We start from the raw sequence: 15,970 nt of genomic DNA on the forward strand, positions 1-15,970 counted from the left end.
CCCGCCGTCGGCGGGTGGCCGTCCATCGGGCCTGTCGTCGTCATCGCTCAGGGCGCAGCCGTCGTCGGGGCGGTCGTCTGGGCGCCCCCGTTGCCGTTGCCGTTCCCCGCACCGTTGCCGTTCCCGTTCCCGTTGCCGTTCCCGGCGCCCTCGTCCTCGTCCTCGGTGGGCTCGGGCTCCGGCTCCGGACCCCAGTAGCGCACCGTCACGGTGTCGCCGGCCTCGAGGTTCGTGGTCGGGGTGACGTCGGTGACGACCCCCTCGATCTCGCCGCCGGGGTTGTCGCGCTCGTCGCGGACGACGCGCAGGCCCTCCCCCTCCAGCTCGGAGGCGACGTCGTCGATGTCGCGGCCCACGTAGTCCTGGGCGTCGATGTCGAACGTCTCCGGCTCCGCCGGCTCCTCGCTCGTCGGCTCCTCGGTGGTCGGCTCCTCCTCCGTGGGCTCCTCGCTCGTGGGCTCGGTCGAGGGCGGCGCGGAGGTCGTCGCGGGCGTGGTCGGGGTGTCGACCGGGTCGTCGTCGTTCCCGCTCGTGGCGACGGCCAGCCAGATCAGCAGGCCGACGAGCAGCAGCGCGAGGGCGCCCGCGACCCACGGCAGGGCGCTCCTGCGCCGCGGCTCGTCGTCCACGCGCTCCACGGTGGTCGCGGCGACCGGGGCCACGGGGGCCGCCGCCGCGATCGGCCGCGACGGGGGCGGCAGCGGCGCGCCGACCCCGGTCAGGACCTGGGTGCTGTCGTCCGCCGCGCCCACGGCCGCGGCCGTGCCGGGCAGGGCGGAGGGGTCGCGCAGGGCGCGGGCGAACGTCGTACCGTCCGCGAAGCGGTCGCCGGGAGCCTTGGCCAGCGCGCGGCGCACGACGTTCGCGAGGCCGGGGGGCACGTCGCCGGGCAGGTCCGGCACGGGGTCGCGCAGGTGGGCCAGGGCGGTCGCGACCGCGGTCTCGGCCACGAAGGGCCGGCGGCCGGCGAGGCACTCGAAGGCGACGACGCCGAGCGAGTAGACGTCGGCCTCGGGGCCGGCGTTCTGGCCCTGGGCCTGCTCGGGCGAGATGTACTGCGGCGTGCCCATGACCATGCCGGTCTGGGTGAGCGAGACGGTGTCGCCGGCCCGCGCGATGCCGAAGTCGGTGATCTTGACCGTGCGGTCGCGGGTGACGAGCAGGTTCGCCGGCTTGATGTCGCGGTGCACGATGCCCGCGCGGTGCGCGGCCCCGATGCCGTCCGCCGCCTGCGCCAGGATGTCGGTCGCGATCGCCGGGTCCATCGGCTGGCCCGGACGCAGCAGCGCGGAGAGCGGCTGGCCCTCGACGAGCTCCATCACCAGGTAGGGGCGCGGGGTCGACGAGCCGTCGGTCGGCGCCGCCTGCCCGAAGTCGAAGACGCCCGCCACGTTGGGGTGGTGCAGGGCGGCCGCGTTGCGGGCCTCGGTCTCGAACCGGCCGCGGAACGACGGGTCGTCGGCGTACTCGGGCTTCAGCAGCTTCACCGCCACCGTGCGGCCGAGCACCGTGTCCTCGGCCCGCCAGACCTCGCCCATCCCCCCGGTCGCGATGCGCGACTCCAGCCGGTAGCGGCGGGCGTCGTCCGCGAAGCGCTCGGTCGTCGTCTGGTCGCTCATTCGTCTCCCACTCCCAGGGCCTGCTCCATGACGGCCTTCGCGATGGGGCCGCCGAGCCGGCCTCCCGCGATCTCCTCGGTGGCGGAGACGTTCTGCAGCATCACCGCGACCGCCACCTGCTCGCCGTCCCGTTCGGCGTACGACACGAACCAGGCGTACGGGCGGCACCCGTCGCAGTTCTCCGCCGTACCTGTCTTGCCCCCGACCTCGACGCCGTCGATGCGCGCCGGACCGGCCGTGCCGTCCTCGACGGTGTTCACCATCATCTCGCGCAGGACCCCGGCGGTGCGCTCGCTCGTCGCCCGGTCCATCTCCTCCGGGTCGGTGCGCGAGAGCACCTCGAGGTCGGGGGAGGTGATCTGGTCGACGACGTAGGGGCGCATGGGCACACCGTCGTTCGCGATCGTCGCGGCCACCATCGCCATCTGCAGCGGGGTGGCGCGCACGTCCTGCTGGCCGATGCCCGACTTGGCCAGCAGGTCGTCGGAGGCGTTGTCGGGGTACGCCGACTCCACCGCCCCCGGCAGGTCCTCGAGCTCGACCGCGTTGAAGCCGAAGGCCTCCGCGGTCTCGGTCATCTGCTCCTGGCCGACGTCGACGGCCATCCGGAGGAACGTGGTGTTGCACGACTGCTCGAGCGCCTGGCTGAAGGGGATCGTGTCCGTGCCGCAGCTGCGCCCGCCGTTCCCGATGGACGTGCTCGTCCCGGGCAGCGTGTAGGAGCTGCCGCCGGGCACCTGCGAGCCGGCGTCGAGGTCGGGATCGGCCTCGAGCGCGGCGGCGGCCGTGACCAGCTTGAACGTCGAGCCGGGCGGCAGCGTGGTGCCGACGGCTCGGTTGTCGAGCGGCGAGCCCTCGGCGTCCTGCAGCGCCTGGTAGTTGGCGTCGACCTGGCCGGCGTCGCGCAGCGCGAGGTCGTTGGGGTCGAACGAGGGCAGCGACACGGAGGCCAGGATGCGTCCGGTGCTCGGCTCCAGGGCGACGACCGCGCCCTGCACGTCGTCGCCGAGGCCGACGAGCTCCTCGTAGGCGACCTGCTGCACGGCGGGGTCGATGGTCAGCCCGACGTTGCTGCCCGCGGGGTCGCGGTTGGCGACGATGTCGCCCAGCTGGTTGACGAAGAGGCTGGGGTCGTCGCCCGACAGCACCGCGTTCTGCGAGCGCTCCAGGATCGTCTGGTTGCCGTAGTAGAACCAGCCGGTCAGGTGCGCGTAGGGCAGCGGCACCGGGTAGGTCCGCTGGAAGCGGTAGCGGTCGTCCACCGGCACGCTCTCCGCGATCGCCAGGTCGCCCGCGACGATCGAGCCGCGCTGCGCCGAGAAGCGGGCCTCGAGCACGCGGCCGTTTCCCGCCCGCTCGTTGAGCGACTCGGCGCGGAAGAACTGCAGGTTGGTCGCCTGGGCGAGCAGGGCGACGAAGAGGAGCAGGCAGAAGACGCCCACGGTGCGGATCGGCTTGTTCACGCCTTGACCACCTTCACGACCTGGGTGGCCTCGTCCGCGCCCGCGTCGGGGCCGTCGTACGCGTCCTCCATGCTCGGCAGCGGGCGCCGCGCCTGGTCGGAGATGCGCAGCAGCAGGGCGACGAGCACCCAGTTCGCGACGAGGGAGGACCCGCCGTACGACAGGAACGGCGTGGTGAGGCCGGTGAGCGGGATGAGCGTGGTGACGCCGCCGACGACGACGAAGACCTGCAGGGCGACGATCCCGGCCAGCCCCGTCGCGACCAGCTTGCCGAAGCCGTCGCGGCAGACCAGCGCGGTGCGCAGGCCGCGCTCGACGATGACGCCGAACATGAGGATGACCGCCATGACGCCGGTGAGGCCGAGCTCCTCGCCGATGGCGCCGAGGATGAAGTCGGACTCCGCGTAGGGGATGCGGTCGGGCCGGCCCTCACCGAAGCCGCGGCCCAGCAGCCCGCCCCACGCCATGCCGAACATCGACTCGACCAGCTGGTAGGAGCCGGGCGTGCGGTCGACGTAGTCGAACGGGTGCAGCCAGATCTCGAAGCGGTTCCGCACGTGGCTGAAGGCCTGGTAGCCGAAGAACGCGCCCGCGGCGAAGAGCGTGCCGCCGACCAGCAGCCAGCCCGCGCGCTCGGTCGCGACGTACAGCAGCGCCAGGAAGAGGCCGAAGAACAGCAGCGAGGAGCCGAGGTCGCGCTGGAAGACGAGGATGCCGAGGCTGATGAGCCACATGCCGAGGATCGGGCCGAGGTCGCGCCCGCGGGGCAGGTCGACGAACAGCACCCGGCGTCCCGCGAGGGCCAGGGCGTCGCGGTGGAGCACGAGGTAGCCGGAGAACGTGACGACGAGCAGGATCTTCGCGATCTCGCCGGGCTGGAAGCTGAAGCCGAGCACGTTGATCCAGATGCGCGCGCCGTTGATCGTGGTGCCGATGAACGGCAGCAGCGGCAGCAGCAGCAGCGCGATCGCCACCAGGCCCGAGGTGTAGGTGTAGCGCTGCAGCAGCCGGTGGTCGCGCAGCAGCGTGATGGTGGCGATGAAGAGCGCCACGCCGAGCGTCATCCAGATCAGCTGCTGGCGCGCGAAGCTCGAGTCGTCGGCGAGGTCGAGGCGGTGGATGACCGCGAGACCCAGGCCGTTCAGCGCGGCGACGACGGGCAGGAGGACCGGGTCGGCGTACTGCGCCGTCATCCGGATCGCCACGTGCGCCGCGATCATGAGGACGGCGAGCCAGCCGGTGTAGCCGACCATGTCGGCCGGGATGGTGCCCTCGATGCCGAGGCCCACCGCGGCGTACGCCCCCGCCCCGACGCACAGCGACAGGATGAGCAGGAAGAGCTCCGCCCCCCGGCGGGGACGGTGCACGAAGGCCGGGGTGGCGCCGCTGTCGCTCATCGCCCGGCCCCGGCGCCGAGGAGCGCCGCGCTCCCCGCGCCCGCCGCGGTGTCGGTGGTGCCCGTGTCGCCCGTCTGCGTGGTCGGCGGCTTCGAGGCGTCGTCACCCGGGGCCGAGGGGGTCGCGGGCGCCGTCGGGGTCGTGGGCGTCGGGTCGGCCGGGTCCGTCGGGTCGGTGGTCGAGCCGGCCTCGTCGGCGGCGTCGGCGGCGAACGCGGCCACCCGCTCCTCGGCGTCGGCCAGGTCGTCGGCGGCGATGCCCTCCTCGAGCCGGGTCGCGACGGAGTCGGACAGGTCGGCGACGTCGACGTCGCTCGTCTCGTAGGGCTCCGAGAGCGGGATCCCGAGCAGGTCGGTGGTGAGGCCGCGGTGGATCGCGACCTTCCCCTCGTGCTCACCCACGTAGAACTGCCGCTGGCTCCAGGCGTACGCCGCGCCCGCCGCCGCCGCGAGCAGGCCGAGCGCGACGAGGGTGAGGAAGAGCCGCTTCACCCACACGAAGCGACGCGGCGGCAGGGGCGCGTAGCGGGCGGCCTCGGGGTCGACGGGGTCGGACGGGATCACGAAGCCGACCGACTCCGGCAGGTCGGCCGGGACCGGGTCGATCTCGCCCGTGTCGCCGGAGCGGTGGCCGCGGAACAGGCCGGTGATGCCCGCGCCGCTGCCCGCGAGGGCACGGCGCGGCAGCTCGGCCGCGGCGCCCACGAGCTGGGGCTCGGCGTCGACCGCCTGGGTGGTCACGTCGGCCACGATGCAGGTGACGTTGTCGGTGCTGCCCGCCTCGAGGCTGGCGCGGACCAGCTCCACGGCGGCGAAGTCCGGCGTACCCGTGCCGAGGATGTCGGCGAGCCGGGCGTCGTCGAGCACGCCGCAGGCGCCGTCGCTGCACAGCAGCAGCCGGTCGCCCTGGGCCACGTCGACGGTGAACAGGTCGGGGTCGGTCTCGTGCACCCCGTCGAGGGCCTTGAGGATGAGGTTGCGGTGCGGGTGCGTGCGCGCCTCGTCCTCGGTGATGCGGCCCTCGTCGATGAGGCTCTGCACGAAGGTGTGGTCCTTCGTCAGCTGCGTGATCTCGCCGGAGCGGTAGAGGTACGCGCGGGAGTCGCCCACGTGCGCCACGCCGATGCGGGCGCCGTCGAACAGCGCGACCGTGGCCGTCGTGCTCGTGCCGTTGAGGTCGGGGTCGTCGTCGACGAGCTCGCCGATCCTGGTGTGGGCGCGCAGCAGACCGCCCGCGACCTGGCCGAGGAGGTCCTCGGAGGCGGCCGTCTCGTCGAGCCGGCGCAGCTGGGCGACCGCCGTGCTGGAGGCGACGTCGCCGCGTGCCGCGCCGCCCACGCCGTCGCAGACCGCGAGGAGGCGGGCGCCGGCGTACCCCGAGTCCTGGTTGTCCTTGCGCACCCGCCCCACGTCGGAGACGGCGGCGAAGTCGAGGTGGAGGCCCACCGGGTCGCCCGGCACCATCGGCACCTCGCCCGTGGTCTCCGTGGGGCTGATCTCGGTGTAGTCGGGGTGACCGGTGCCGTCGGCCCCCAGCCGCACCCGCTGGCTGGGGCGGGTGGCGTCGTCGAGGGGGGCGAGGGGCTGCTCGTCGGGGCGCAGGACGGGCACCTCGCGGGTGGGCTCGTCGTCGCCGGGAAGGCCCGGACCGCTGGGAGGAGTGGTCACGGGGGCCTACTTCCGCAGCTCGAGGATCGTCTTGCCGATGCGGACCTGCGCGCCGAGGGTGAGCGTGGTCGGCTGGGAGATCCGCGCGGAGCCGACGTACGTGCCGTTCGTGGAGCCGAGGTCCTCGACGAACCACTGGTCGCCCGACTGCGCGATCCGCGCGTGGCGGGTCGAGACGTAGTCGTCGTCGAGGCGGATCGCGGCGTCGGAGCCGCGGCCGATGAGGATGGGGCGGCCGTCGAGCTCGGCCCGCTCCCCGGAGTTGGCGCCCTGCACCACGAGCACGTGGGTCGGCGCGCCCCGCCGCTTGGGGGGCTGCTGCTTGGGGGCCTTCTTCGCCTTCGCGGCTCCGGCGGCGGCCGGCATGCGGGCGCCGAACATGTCGGCGCGCACCACGGAGACAGCGGCCAGCACGAAGATCCAGAGGATCGCCAGGTAGCCGAACCGGATCAGCAGCAGGGTCAGCTCGCTCACCAGGCGTCCTCCGTGACCAGTCGGACCGTCATCGTCGTGTTGCCGATCCGCACCTGCGTGCCGTCGTCGACCGGCGACTGCGCGAGCTTGCGCCCGTCCACGAGCATGCCGTTGGTCGAGCCGAGGTCGTGCACGGAGACGAGCAGCGGGCTGCCGTCCTCGGCGCGACCGGTGGCGACGCGGAACTCGATGTGCCGCCGGCTGACGCCGGGGTCGTTGATGCGGACGTCGGCGTCCGTGCCGCGGCCGATCACGAGACCGGGCGGCGCGAGCGGGTGGTGGGTGCCGTTGACCTCGAGGTACGCCGCCGCCCGCCCCAGCTGGGTGTCGGTGGCGTTGCTCGTGACCTTCGCCTGGGCGCGGCTGCGCACCCGCAGGCGCCCGGTCGGCAGGTCGTCGGCCAGCTCGAAGTCGATGCTGACGGGCCCGGGGAAGACGTAGGACTGCTGCTCGGCGTGGTCGCGGAGCGAGTCCGCCATCTCCTGGGCCAGCGTCGAGGAGTACGGCGCGAGCCGGTCCAGGTCGGAGCGGGAGAGCTCGACGTGGAAGTCGTTGGGCACCAGGCGGCGGTCGCGGCTGAGGATCTGCGCGTTGTTGTCGACCTCGCGCTGGAGCGCCGCGGAGATCTCCACCGGCTGCACGGCGCTGCGGAAGGCGCGGGCGAAGACGCCGGAGATCACCGACTCGAGCCGGTTCTCGAAGCGCTGGAAGCCGCCGCCGCTCATCCACCCTCCTCCCTGCGCCCCGTCGGGGCCGTCGTGTCTGGTCCGTGCTGGTCTGCGGGCACCCGCGACCGGCCCACCGGGCGCGGGCTGTGCCCGATCGTAACCATGGGGGGTGCGTCCACCTACGCCATCGGGTGGGGGTCGGGGTGCTTCCAGAGGTCTTCCCCGCCGACGCCGGGCGGATCGTGCCCGGGCCCGGTTTGGGAAAGGGAGCAGGGTCGGGATAACGTTGCCGGGCTTCACGCGCGAGTGGCGGAATAGGCAGACGCGCACGGTTCAGGTCCGTGTGTCCGAAAGGACGTGGGGGTTCAACTCCCCCCTCGCGCACGTGAGTGGCCCCGGGGATGACCTGGGGCTTTACTCATTTCCGGAGTTAGCCTGAGCCCCCAAGGGCGCACGAAGGGTGCACCAGCCTCTACTCGGAGAGGTTTGGACGTGGCATACATCGAGAAGCGGCGCCGCACCGACGGCGGGATCTCGGCGCGCGTGAAGTGGCGCCTGGGAGGCACGCGGGACGGCGCGGTACAGCTCGAGGTCTTCAGCGCGGGCACCGACGCGCAGAACCTCGCCCGGGCCGAGGGCTTCAAGAAGATGGTGGACGCTGCCGGCCAGCGATGGCCAGACGGCTGGGTGAAGGGCGAGGGCTTCGTCCGACCAGCCAGCGAGGCAGATCCGCTCACTGAGCCGCCGCGTTTCGTTGACATCGGCGAGGAATACGTCCGCCAGATCGTCGACCTCTCGCCCGGCCAGCGCAAGCGCTATCTGGGCCACCTCCGCGTGCTTGAAGTAACCAGGATCCGAGGATCGCTGATCTTCACCAAGCCGGTCACGGCGATCAGCGAGGCAGACCTCAAGGACTGGTTGATCGACTGGGACCGGTCCCTCAAGACGAAGGCGAACTATCACGGCCTGATCCACGGAGTCTTCGGATACGCAGTCAAGCGCGGCTGGCTGTCGGCGAACCCTGCCGTCGGGACGGCCCCACGGATGTCCAGGGTGAAGCAGTCACGACCGGAGCTGCGGTTCCTTACGGAACGAGAACTGCAGCGTGCGGTCGAGCTGGCCGGACCCTACGCCGACCTCCTGACCGTGGCCGTGGGCACCGGCATGCGGTTCGGCGAACTCGGAGCTCTCTGGGTTTCCGATGTGGACCTCGAGCGCCGCACAGTCCGAATCAACAAGGCGTGGAAGCGCAACGGAGAGGACGATGCCACTGACGTTCCAGGGTGGCTCGCCAAGCTGTTGAAGCCCAAGCACACGATGCGCGACCACCACTTGGGCGTGCCCAAGACAACCAAGTCGCGCCGGACGATCACCATCTCGCCCGCCCTGGTCACCGTCTTGCGCAAGCGCATTGAAGGCAAGGCTGCTGATGACTTCGTGTTCGTTTCAAACGCTGGATACCCGCTGCACAACGGGGACTTCAGCACGCACGTGTGGCGAAAGCTGATGACGGCGCTCGAGGCCGAAGGCATTGCTCGATTCCGATTCCATGACCTGCGGCATACCCACGTCGCGTGGTTGGTGGCTGGCGGCGCGCCCTTGCCTCACATCCAGGCCCGGTTAGGGCATGAGTCGATCACGACGACGATCGACACCTATGGCCACCTGCTCCCAGCTGGTGACGAACTCATCTCCGGCATCATCGACACTGCATTGACCGGAGGGACGATCCGCCCCGGCCCTGGATCGTCGATGGGAAAGAAGGGCAAGGGAAAGAAGTCCGAGAAGCGCACCAAGCCGGCTCGGGATCAGGGTGAACCGTCACGGGTTTGATGCCGCTTCCTTGTGAGTCAAGGAGGATGAGCACATGCCTAAGAAGGTGGATCCCGCTGTGAAGGAGCGGGCGATTCGGATGGTCGCGGAGCACCGCGGCGACTACAGGTCGTTGACCGCGGTCGCGCAGGTCGTGGCCGAGCAGCTCGGTCTCGGGAAGGAGACCGTGCGGCGGTGGGCGGTCCAGGCCGACATCGACGCCGGCGCCCGGCCCGGCGTGACGAGCGAAGAATCGGCTGAGATCAAGAAACTGAAGGCCGAGAACCGTCGACTGCGTGAGGACAACGAGATCTTGCGCAAGGCCTCGATTTTCTTCGCCGGGGAGCTCGACCCCCGCAACCGCTGATCATGTCCTTCATCGAAGACATGAGAGCCGAGGGCCACGCCGTCGAGTCGACCTGCCGGGTGCTCACCGCACACGGCTGCAGCGTCGCGGCGCGGACCTACAGGGCTTGGCGACGCTCGAACCAGCCGGTCGCGGCCAGGACCGTCTCGGACGCGATGATCGTCGACGCCCTGCTTGCCACCGTCGGGACACCTGAGGGGCTCTACGGGCGGCGGAAGATGACCGCGCACCTGCGCCGTCAAGGGCTGGACGTGGCGCACTGCACGGTGGACCGGTTGATGCGCGACCTCGGCATGAACGGCGTGCGCCGCGGCAAGAAACTGCGCACCACCATCCCCGGCCGTGACGGGCACCGGGCCGGTGACCTGCTGGACCGCGACTTCACCGCCACAGCGCCCAACACCAGGTGGGTCGCTGACTTCACCTACGTCCGCACCTGGGCCGGGTTCGTCTACGTCGCGTTCGTCGTCGACTGCTTCGCCCAGCGGATCGTGGGCTGGCACGCCGCCACGACGAAGGTCACCGACCTGGTGCTGACGCCGGTGCGGATCGCGATGTGGGACCGCGACCGCCACGGCCACCCGATCGAGCCCGGCACGCTGGTTTGTCACTCGGATGCGGGCAGTCAGTACACGTCGCTGCGGTACACCGAGCACCTCGCACTCGAGGGCATCGCGCCCTCGATCGGGACAGTCGGCGATGCCTATGACAACGGCCTCATGGAGTCCATCATCGGCCTGTACAAGACCGAGGCCATCGCCACCGACGTCTTCCACGAAGGTCCGTTCAAGACTCTCGTCGACGTCGAGTACGCCACCGCCGGCTGGGTCGACTGGTGGAACTACCGCCGCCTGCACTCCAGCATCGGCCAGATCCCACCAGCCGAGCACGAGCACGACTACTACGCTGCCCTCGACCGAGAGCCGCACCCCGTATAGAAGCGGCAGAGAACCCGTGACGGTTCACAGATCTTTCCGGCCATGGACGAGGCGCGCCGCATCATTCGGGGCAAGCGGCGGGGCTACAACATTCTTCGCTACCTGCTCCTACGGATGCGGAACGAGGTCCTCAAGGCGCAGTACTACTGGGAGCCGAACTCCCGGCTGTCGAACCTGAACCTCGGGTACGGGTGCATCCCCTTTGACGGCTCTTCACAGTTGAGGGTGTAGCAGGCGTGTGAGGTAGTCGGCGCGCGTAGGTCCTGGGGCAGGCGTCGAGGTCTCCCAAGGATGGAAGTTCTCACACTGCCCATCCGGAAGACCTCGACGTGCCTGACGCTACCCCGCAGGCGGGCTTCGCTTGCCCCGACCTGACCACCTTCGCTCGTCTCGATGAGCTCGGCCTGGTCGTCACCGGCCAACGACTCAGCCCCGACCGTGCCGTGCTCGCGTGCCGAGTTGAACCGCCCCGGCATGTCCGGAGGCTGGGTTTGGTGGCTCAGCCGGTCGGCTTGAGCTCGTTCTTTGCAGCGTAGTGGAGTTCTTCGGCGGCCATCGGGGTCAGGTCGTCGAGGGACTCGTGGGGACGCTCGTGGTTGAAGAAGTCGACCCAGTTCAAGGTCTCCAGTTCGACGTGCTCGACGCCGCGCCAGGGACCCTCGGGGCGGATCAGCTCGGCCTTGTAGAGCCCAATCTGCGACTCCGCGAGCGCGTTATCGTAGGCATCACCGACCGACCCCACCGACGGGTCGACACCCTCGTCGACAAGCCGCTGGGTGAAGGCGAAACTGACGTATTGCGACCCCGCGTCCGTGTGGTGGATCAGCCCCGACAAGTCGGTGATGCCGGCCTGCTGGCGGGTCCAGATCGCGTGCTCGAGGGTGTCGAGCACCAGGTCGGTGGTCATCCGGGTGGCTGCGCGCCATCCGACGATCCGGCGGGAGAAGACGTTGAAGACGAACGCGACGTAGACGGTGCCGGACCAGGTCGCGACATAGGTGAAGTCGGCTACCCACAGCTGGTCGGGACGGCTCGCCCAGAACTGCCGGTCGACCAGATCGCCCGGCCGTGCCGCCGCGGGGTCACCGATCGTGGTGCGGACCTTCTTCAACCGCAGCGCGCCGACCCAGCCCTGCTCGCGGTAGAGCCGCTCGATCGTGCACCGAGCCACGTCGTGACCCTTCCCGCGCAGGTGCAGCCACATCTTCCTCGCCCCGAACCTCGCGAGCAGCTTCTGCCGGGCACGCTCGGACTCGATCAGCGCGACCAGCTCCGCGTCCCGCAGCACTCGTTTCGAGGGCCGCCGCGAGACCGCCTCGTAGAAGGTGGACGGGGCGACCTTGATCCCGTGCTCTGCGAGCACGCGACAGATCGGCTCGACCCCGAACTCCCCGCGGTGATCGGCGATGAAGTCGATCAGAACCTGTTGGGGCGGTCGAGCTCCGCCGCGAAGAAAGCCGAGGCCGCCTTCAAGATCTCGTTGGCCCGCCGCAGCTCGGCGACCTCCTTCTTCAGCGACTTGATCTCCGCGATCTCCTCGCTGGTCTTGCCCGGACGGACCCCGCCGTCGATCTCGGCCTGCCGGATCCACTTGCGCAACGACTCGGTCGAGGTGATGCCCAACTTCGCAGCCACCGACCTGATCGCCGCGGCCTCATGCGGATAGTCCTGCCGGGACTCCATCGCCATCCGCACCGCGCGCTCACGCAGCTCGGTCGGGTACTTCGAGGGACGTGCCATGAGAGTGATCCTTCCAACGAATCAGCTCTCCGGACTCGCCGGGGCGGTTCAATCCGACCATGTGGTGACGGTTGAGTGCACGGACGAATCTCCGGCTCCGAAATTGCGAGCCCCTGTCCGTGTGCACGATGCAGCCGACCACGCCGCCGCGCCTGGCGACCGCGTTGTTGAGCGCCGCGACCGCGAGCCGGGACTTCATCCTCGAGTCGATCGAATAGCCCACGATCCGGTTGGAGTAGACGTCCTTGAACGCGCAGAGGTAGAGCTTGCCTTCGCCGGTGCGGTGTTCGGTGATGTCGCCGATCCACAGCTCGTTCGGCCCATCGGCATTGAACTCGTGCCGGATCACGCCGTGCTTGTCGACGGTGGCGCACAGGTCGTCGTGGACCGGTGGGCCGGGCCTCTTCGCCTTCCCGCGCTTGGGCTTGCCGAACGCGCTCCACCAGCCCATGTCCGAGCAGATCCGCCACGCGGTCCGCTCCGCCATAGGCTCGCCGGCTTCGCGTGCCTCGTCGACCAGGAACCGGTAGCCGAACTCGGGATCGTCACGGTGGGCGTCGAACAGCGCATTGGCGCGGTAGGCCTCCTCCAGCTCGGCGTCGGTGACCGGACGCTGGAGCCAGCGGTAGTAGGGCTGACGCGCGATCTTGAGCACCCGGCACGTCACCGTAACGGGGATCCCGTCCACGGCCAGCTCGCGGACGAGCGGGTACATCATTTTCCCGGCAGGTTCGCCTGCGACAGATAGGCCGCCGCGCGGCGCAGCACCTCGTTCTCCTGCTCCAGCAGCCGGATCCTCTTCCTCGCCTCACGAAGTTCGGCGCTCTCGGCAGCGGTCGTCCCCGGCTTCACGCCATCCTCGACGTCTGCGGTCTTCATCCAGTTCGTCAGGCACGACTCGCTGATGCCGAAGTCGGCAGCGATCTGCTTGAGGTGGACTCCCGGCTCACGGTTCCTCGCGACGCGAACGACGTCGTCGCGGAACTCCTTGGGGTACGGCTTCGGCACAGTGCACATCCTTCCAGCGGCACCTCTCGGCACCACAGATCAGATGTCACCTATTCGTGCAGCAGTCCCCAATCAAGGCTTGGCGTGGAGGCCGTTTCGCTCCGAGTTGGTCCTTCCATTTCGGCCTGGTTCTCGCGGGGTGGGGGATCTTCAACCTGTTGGAGGGCATCGTCAATCATCACCTGCTCGGTGTTCACCATGTGCGCGACGACATCGGCGCCCCACTGTCGTGGGATCTCGGGTTCCTAGCGTTCGGCGTGCCACTGGTCATCAGTGGGTGGCTGCTGCACAAGCGCGGTTCAGCGGTGATGGAGCGACGGGCACGAGCAGTGGCACGCCGAGCCTCGGTCGGCAGCTGAAGAGGAACTGCGTGTGGCTGTCGCCCGCGCCGGACCTTCCGCCGACCTGCGCTACTCCAGGGGCAGGGACAGGTAGCCGCGGATGGGGCCAGAGCGGAGTCGAACGGCCGAATCCAGGTCGACTTCCCAGTCCGGTTGGCGGGCGAGGAGTGCCTGCAGCGCGATGCGCGCTTCGAGCCGCGCCAGCGCCGCGCCGAGACAGAAGTGGATCCCACGTCCAAACGCGACCTGCCGTTCGGGAGCGCGATGGAGGTCGAAGTGGTCGGCGTCTGAGAATGCCTGGTCGTCTCGGTTGGCGGAGCCGAAGAGCAGCAGCACGGTTTCGCCAGTCGCCATGTGTTGTCCGTGCACGTCGACCGGCCGGGTAAGGGTGCGCGACAGGCCCTGGACGGGGGAGTCGTAGCGGAGCAGCTCTTCGACGGCGCCGGGAACGAGTTCTGGGCGGTCCGCCAGTTGCCGGCGGCTATCGGGCTGCTGAGCGAGCACGACCGCGCTGTTGGAGAGCAGGTTCGTGGTGGTCTCGTGTCCGGCCACGAGCAGCAGCAGACAGAAGCCGAGGAGCTCATCCTCGCTGAGGCGTTCGCCGTCGGCGTCGGCCTGGACCAGCGCGCTCATGAGGTCGTCCTGAGGGCGCGCGCGTCGTTCAGCAAGAAACTCTGAGAAGTAGTCGTAGAGGGATGTGGCGGCCTCCAGACCGGGGCCGAACTCGCCACGGGCGGGGTTGGACTGTATGAGAGTGGTGGACCACGTGCGGAAACGGTCACGGTCTGCCCGCGGCACGCCCAGCATGTCGGCGATCACGATGGCCGGCAGCGGTCCGGAGAACCCAGAGACAAAGTCCCACCCATCCGACTTCGGTGAATCATCGAGCAGATCGTCCACGATGGAGTGGATGTGGGGTTCGAGTGCGGCGATTCGCCGGGGGGTGAACGCCTTGCTGACGATCTTGCGCAGCGCGGTGTGTCGCGGTGGGTCGGTCATGATGAGCATGGGCAAGAACAACTGGGTCATGTCCACCCCGGGAGGGGTCGGGAAGATCCCGGACGCAGAGGAGTAGGTCGCCGGGTCGGCGAGCGCCGCGCAGACGTCGACGTATCGGCTGAGCACCCAGGTGTTCGCCTGCTCCGACCAGTAGGCGGGGACTTCACTGCGCAGCTGCCGGTAGACCGGGTAAGGGTCAGCGATGATGTCGGGATCGAACGGGCTGTAGGTCAGCTGCTGGTTGCTCATCGGTATCTCCAGGTGGCTTCATCGTCTGCTTCGTTCCCAGGCGCCCTCGACGCCGCTCCACCTTCGAACGGCCGGATCTGGTGTGGCGTGTGGTTCGCCTGTGCAGTGCCGCGAGGGGCGCAACGGCAGGAGGCGGCGATCGGCCTGGGGCCGTGGACTATCAGACAACCCTCTCAGTTTCAACAATGAGTTTGTACTCTGAGTACAGCACACCCCGTCATTCAAGTCGAGACTCCTGGCGGCGCCAAAGTGTCGTCCGGTGCCGACTCAGCGCACCCCAGACGGAGGACTCACCCACGCCGCGCCGCTCGCCTCATGGCGAGGCCCAGAGCAGCGGTGATGACGATCAGGTCTTGGCTCAGCAGGGCGGTCGGCATTCCGAGGATCCGCTGGGGGATGCTGTGCTGGTCGTAGGGCGAGCTGCCGGGTATGAACCGGGTCAGGTTGAACGGCGCCGCCCAGCAGGGCGATCGGCAGCAGTGCCGCGCCGGTGACCAGCCGCTCCGAGGAGGGGTCGCGCGGCCGGCGACTGCGCAGCGGCCGGTCCGGGGGGCCGCGACCAGAATGTGATGTGCAGATCAGGCAATTTTGCCTGTTGGGCAAGTGCCTGGGAGGCTATGGCCGTGACCCAAGGCCTGAGGGAGAGGAAGCGTGCGGCGACGGCACAGGCGCTTGCCGAGGCTGCCTTTGGCCTGGCGAAGGAGCGCGGCCTGGACGGGTTCGTGATCGACGAGGTCGCAGAGTTGGCCGGCTACTCGCGTCGTACATTCGCGAACCACTACCCCTGCAAGGAAGCGGCGGTGGCATCGGTCGCCTACGCCGGTATTGAGGCTGCCGCCGACGCACTCGAGGACGTGTCGGATGGGCGCCCGTTACTGGACGCGGTCGAGGTCGTGCTGCGGCTGCAGTTGACGACAGCGGGGCTTTCCCGGATGCGGGAGGTGCTGGCGTTGGCGCGCGCGCATCCATCGTTGGAGCCTCACGTCTATCACGTCCAGCACCGGATGCGGTTGGAGGTCGAGGAGCGGGTGGCCGCCGTGGCGGCCGGACGCTATCCGGCTTCCTACCTCACCCTGTTGGTCGGCGCCGTCTACGGCATGGTCTCCACCGCGCTGGAGGGGCTCGTCGACGTCCGCCTTCCTGGCGATCCGCCGAGTCGCGACGCCGTGGAGTTCGACGAGTTCCTGACTGAGGTCTTCAATCACCTCCGTACCGGGTTCTGACCCGC

Annotated in this window: 13 protein-coding genes, 1 tRNA gene, 1 pseudogene and 1 other annotated feature; of the genes and pseudogenes, 6 read left to right on the top strand and 9 right to left on the bottom strand. The window is 69.7% G+C overall.

Features of this window, described 5'->3' with window-relative positions; translation table 11 throughout:
• Positions 1-47: 47 nt before the first annotated feature.
• The 6 genes from INN71_RS09005 to INN71_RS09030 are packed head-to-tail and all read right to left on the bottom strand — an operon-like array spanning position 48 to position 7,345.
• A complete protein-coding gene (locus INN71_RS09005; protein WP_277500501.1) occupies positions 48-1,619 on the bottom strand; it encodes a serine/threonine-protein kinase in 1,572 nt (523 codons plus the stop codon).
• Positions 1,616-3,082: a penicillin-binding protein 2 gene (locus tag INN71_RS09010; protein ID WP_277500502.1), complete on the bottom strand. Its 1,467-nt coding sequence runs from the start codon at positions 3,080-3,082 to the stop codon at positions 1,616-1,618. The genes INN71_RS09005 and INN71_RS09010 overlap by 4 nt, the downstream gene beginning before the upstream one ends.
• Positions 3,079-4,479: an FtsW/RodA/SpoVE family cell cycle protein gene (locus INN71_RS09015; RefSeq protein ID WP_277500503.1), complete on the bottom strand. Its 1,401-nt coding sequence runs from the start codon at positions 4,477-4,479 to the stop codon at positions 3,079-3,081. Before INN71_RS09015 ends, INN71_RS09010 begins: the two co-directional genes overlap by 4 nt.
• Positions 4,476-6,146: a PP2C family serine/threonine-protein phosphatase gene (locus tag INN71_RS09020; RefSeq protein ID WP_277500504.1), complete on the bottom strand. Its 1,671-nt coding sequence runs from the start codon at positions 6,144-6,146 to the stop codon at positions 4,476-4,478. The genes INN71_RS09015 and INN71_RS09020 overlap by 4 nt, the downstream gene beginning before the upstream one ends.
• Before the next feature lie 6 nt (positions 6,147-6,152).
• Complete coding sequence (locus tag INN71_RS09025; RefSeq protein WP_277500505.1) at positions 6,153-6,620, bottom strand: FHA domain-containing protein; 468 nt, start codon at positions 6,618-6,620, stop codon at positions 6,153-6,155.
• Positions 6,617-7,345, bottom strand: a complete 729-nt coding sequence (locus INN71_RS09030) for a DUF3662 and FHA domain-containing protein (protein WP_277500506.1) — start codon at positions 7,343-7,345, stop codon at positions 6,617-6,619. The genes INN71_RS09025 and INN71_RS09030 overlap by 4 nt, the downstream gene beginning before the upstream one ends.
• Before the next feature lie 243 nt (positions 7,346-7,588).
• On the opposite strand from INN71_RS09030, the gene INN71_RS09035 reads away from it, so the two are divergent.
• The 4 genes from INN71_RS09035 to INN71_RS09050 all read left to right on the top strand — a co-directional run bounded on the left by INN71_RS09035 (position 7,589) and on the right by INN71_RS09050 (position 10,636).
• Positions 7,589-7,672, top strand: a tRNA-Leu gene (locus tag INN71_RS09035).
• A 108-nt stretch (positions 7,673-7,780) separates the two neighbouring features.
• Positions 7,781-9,121, top strand: a complete 1,341-nt coding sequence (locus INN71_RS09040) for a site-specific integrase (protein WP_277500507.1) — start codon at positions 7,781-7,783, stop codon at positions 9,119-9,121.
• A gap of 34 nt (positions 9,122-9,155) precedes the next feature.
• Positions 9,156-10,405 (top strand): IS3 family transposase gene (locus tag INN71_RS09045; protein ID WP_277501680.1). Its coding sequence is split into 2 segments (ribosomal slippage): positions 9,156-9,429 and positions 9,429-10,405, totalling 1,251 coding nucleotides; the frame shifts between segments, so codons are not numbered across the junction.
• 42 nt (positions 10,406-10,447) lie between these two features.
• On the top strand, positions 10,448-10,636 hold the full coding sequence (locus tag INN71_RS09050; RefSeq protein ID WP_277500436.1) for a hypothetical protein: 189 nt from the start codon (positions 10,448-10,450) through the stop codon (positions 10,634-10,636).
• 268 nt (positions 10,637-10,904) lie between these two features.
• Here the strand turns inward: INN71_RS09050 and INN71_RS09055 are convergent.
• Both INN71_RS09055 and INN71_RS09060 read right to left on the bottom strand, forming a co-directional pair.
• Positions 10,905-12,145 (bottom strand): IS3 family transposase gene (locus INN71_RS09055; protein WP_277500435.1). Its coding sequence is split into 2 segments (ribosomal slippage): positions 10,905-11,863 and positions 11,863-12,145, totalling 1,242 coding nucleotides; the frame shifts between segments, so codons are not numbered across the junction.
• Positions 11,736-11,864, bottom strand: a sequence feature (AL1L pseudoknot). (Overlaps the previous gene by 129 nt.)
• Positions 12,146-12,182: 37 nt before the next feature.
• Positions 12,183-13,162: pseudogene (locus INN71_RS09060) on the bottom strand (IS3 family transposase); the annotation flags it as partial.
• A gap of 47 nt (positions 13,163-13,209) precedes the next feature.
• Here INN71_RS09060 and INN71_RS09065 point away from each other — a divergent pair.
• Positions 13,210-13,512: a DUF2243 domain-containing protein gene (locus INN71_RS09065; RefSeq protein WP_218848686.1), complete on the top strand. Its 303-nt coding sequence runs from the start codon at positions 13,210-13,212 to the stop codon at positions 13,510-13,512.
• A gap of 51 nt (positions 13,513-13,563) precedes the next feature.
• Here the strand turns inward: INN71_RS09065 and INN71_RS09070 are convergent, their stop codons facing one another.
• Complete coding sequence (locus INN71_RS09070; RefSeq protein ID WP_179516874.1) at positions 13,564-14,742, bottom strand: cytochrome P450; 1,179 nt, start codon at positions 14,740-14,742, stop codon at positions 13,564-13,566.
• Between the two features lie 623 nt (positions 14,743-15,365).
• On the opposite strand from INN71_RS09070, the gene INN71_RS09075 reads away from it, so the two are divergent.
• Positions 15,366-15,965: a TetR/AcrR family transcriptional regulator gene (locus tag INN71_RS09075; protein ID WP_181642504.1), complete on the top strand. Its 600-nt coding sequence runs from the start codon at positions 15,366-15,368 to the stop codon at positions 15,963-15,965.
• Positions 15,966-15,970: the final 5 nt, after the last annotated feature.

The organism is Nocardioides sp. ChNu-153 (assembly GCF_030466625.1).
Classification (GTDB): domain Bacteria; phylum Actinomycetota; class Actinomycetes; order Propionibacteriales; family Nocardioidaceae; genus Nocardioides.

What these genes read in the sequence shown, in the direction of transcription:
- INN71_RS09050 (WP_277500436.1), top strand. Translation starts at nt 10,448, where the DNA reads ATGGACGAGGCGCGCCGCATCATTCGGGGCAAGCGGCGGGGCTACAAC.
- INN71_RS09070 (WP_179516874.1), bottom strand. Translation starts at nt 14,742, where the DNA reads ATGAGCAACCAGCAGCTGACCTACAGCCCGTTCGATCCCGACATCATC.
- INN71_RS09005 (WP_277500501.1), bottom strand. Translation starts at nt 1,619, where the DNA reads ATGAGCGACCAGACGACGACCGAGCGCTTCGCGGACGACGCCCGCCGC.
- INN71_RS09015 (WP_277500503.1), bottom strand. Translation starts at nt 4,479, where the DNA reads ATGAGCGACAGCGGCGCCACCCCGGCCTTCGTGCACCGTCCCCGCCGG.
- INN71_RS09030 (WP_277500506.1), bottom strand. Translation starts at nt 7,345, where the DNA reads ATGAGCGGCGGCGGCTTCCAGCGCTTCGAGAACCGGCTCGAGTCGGTG.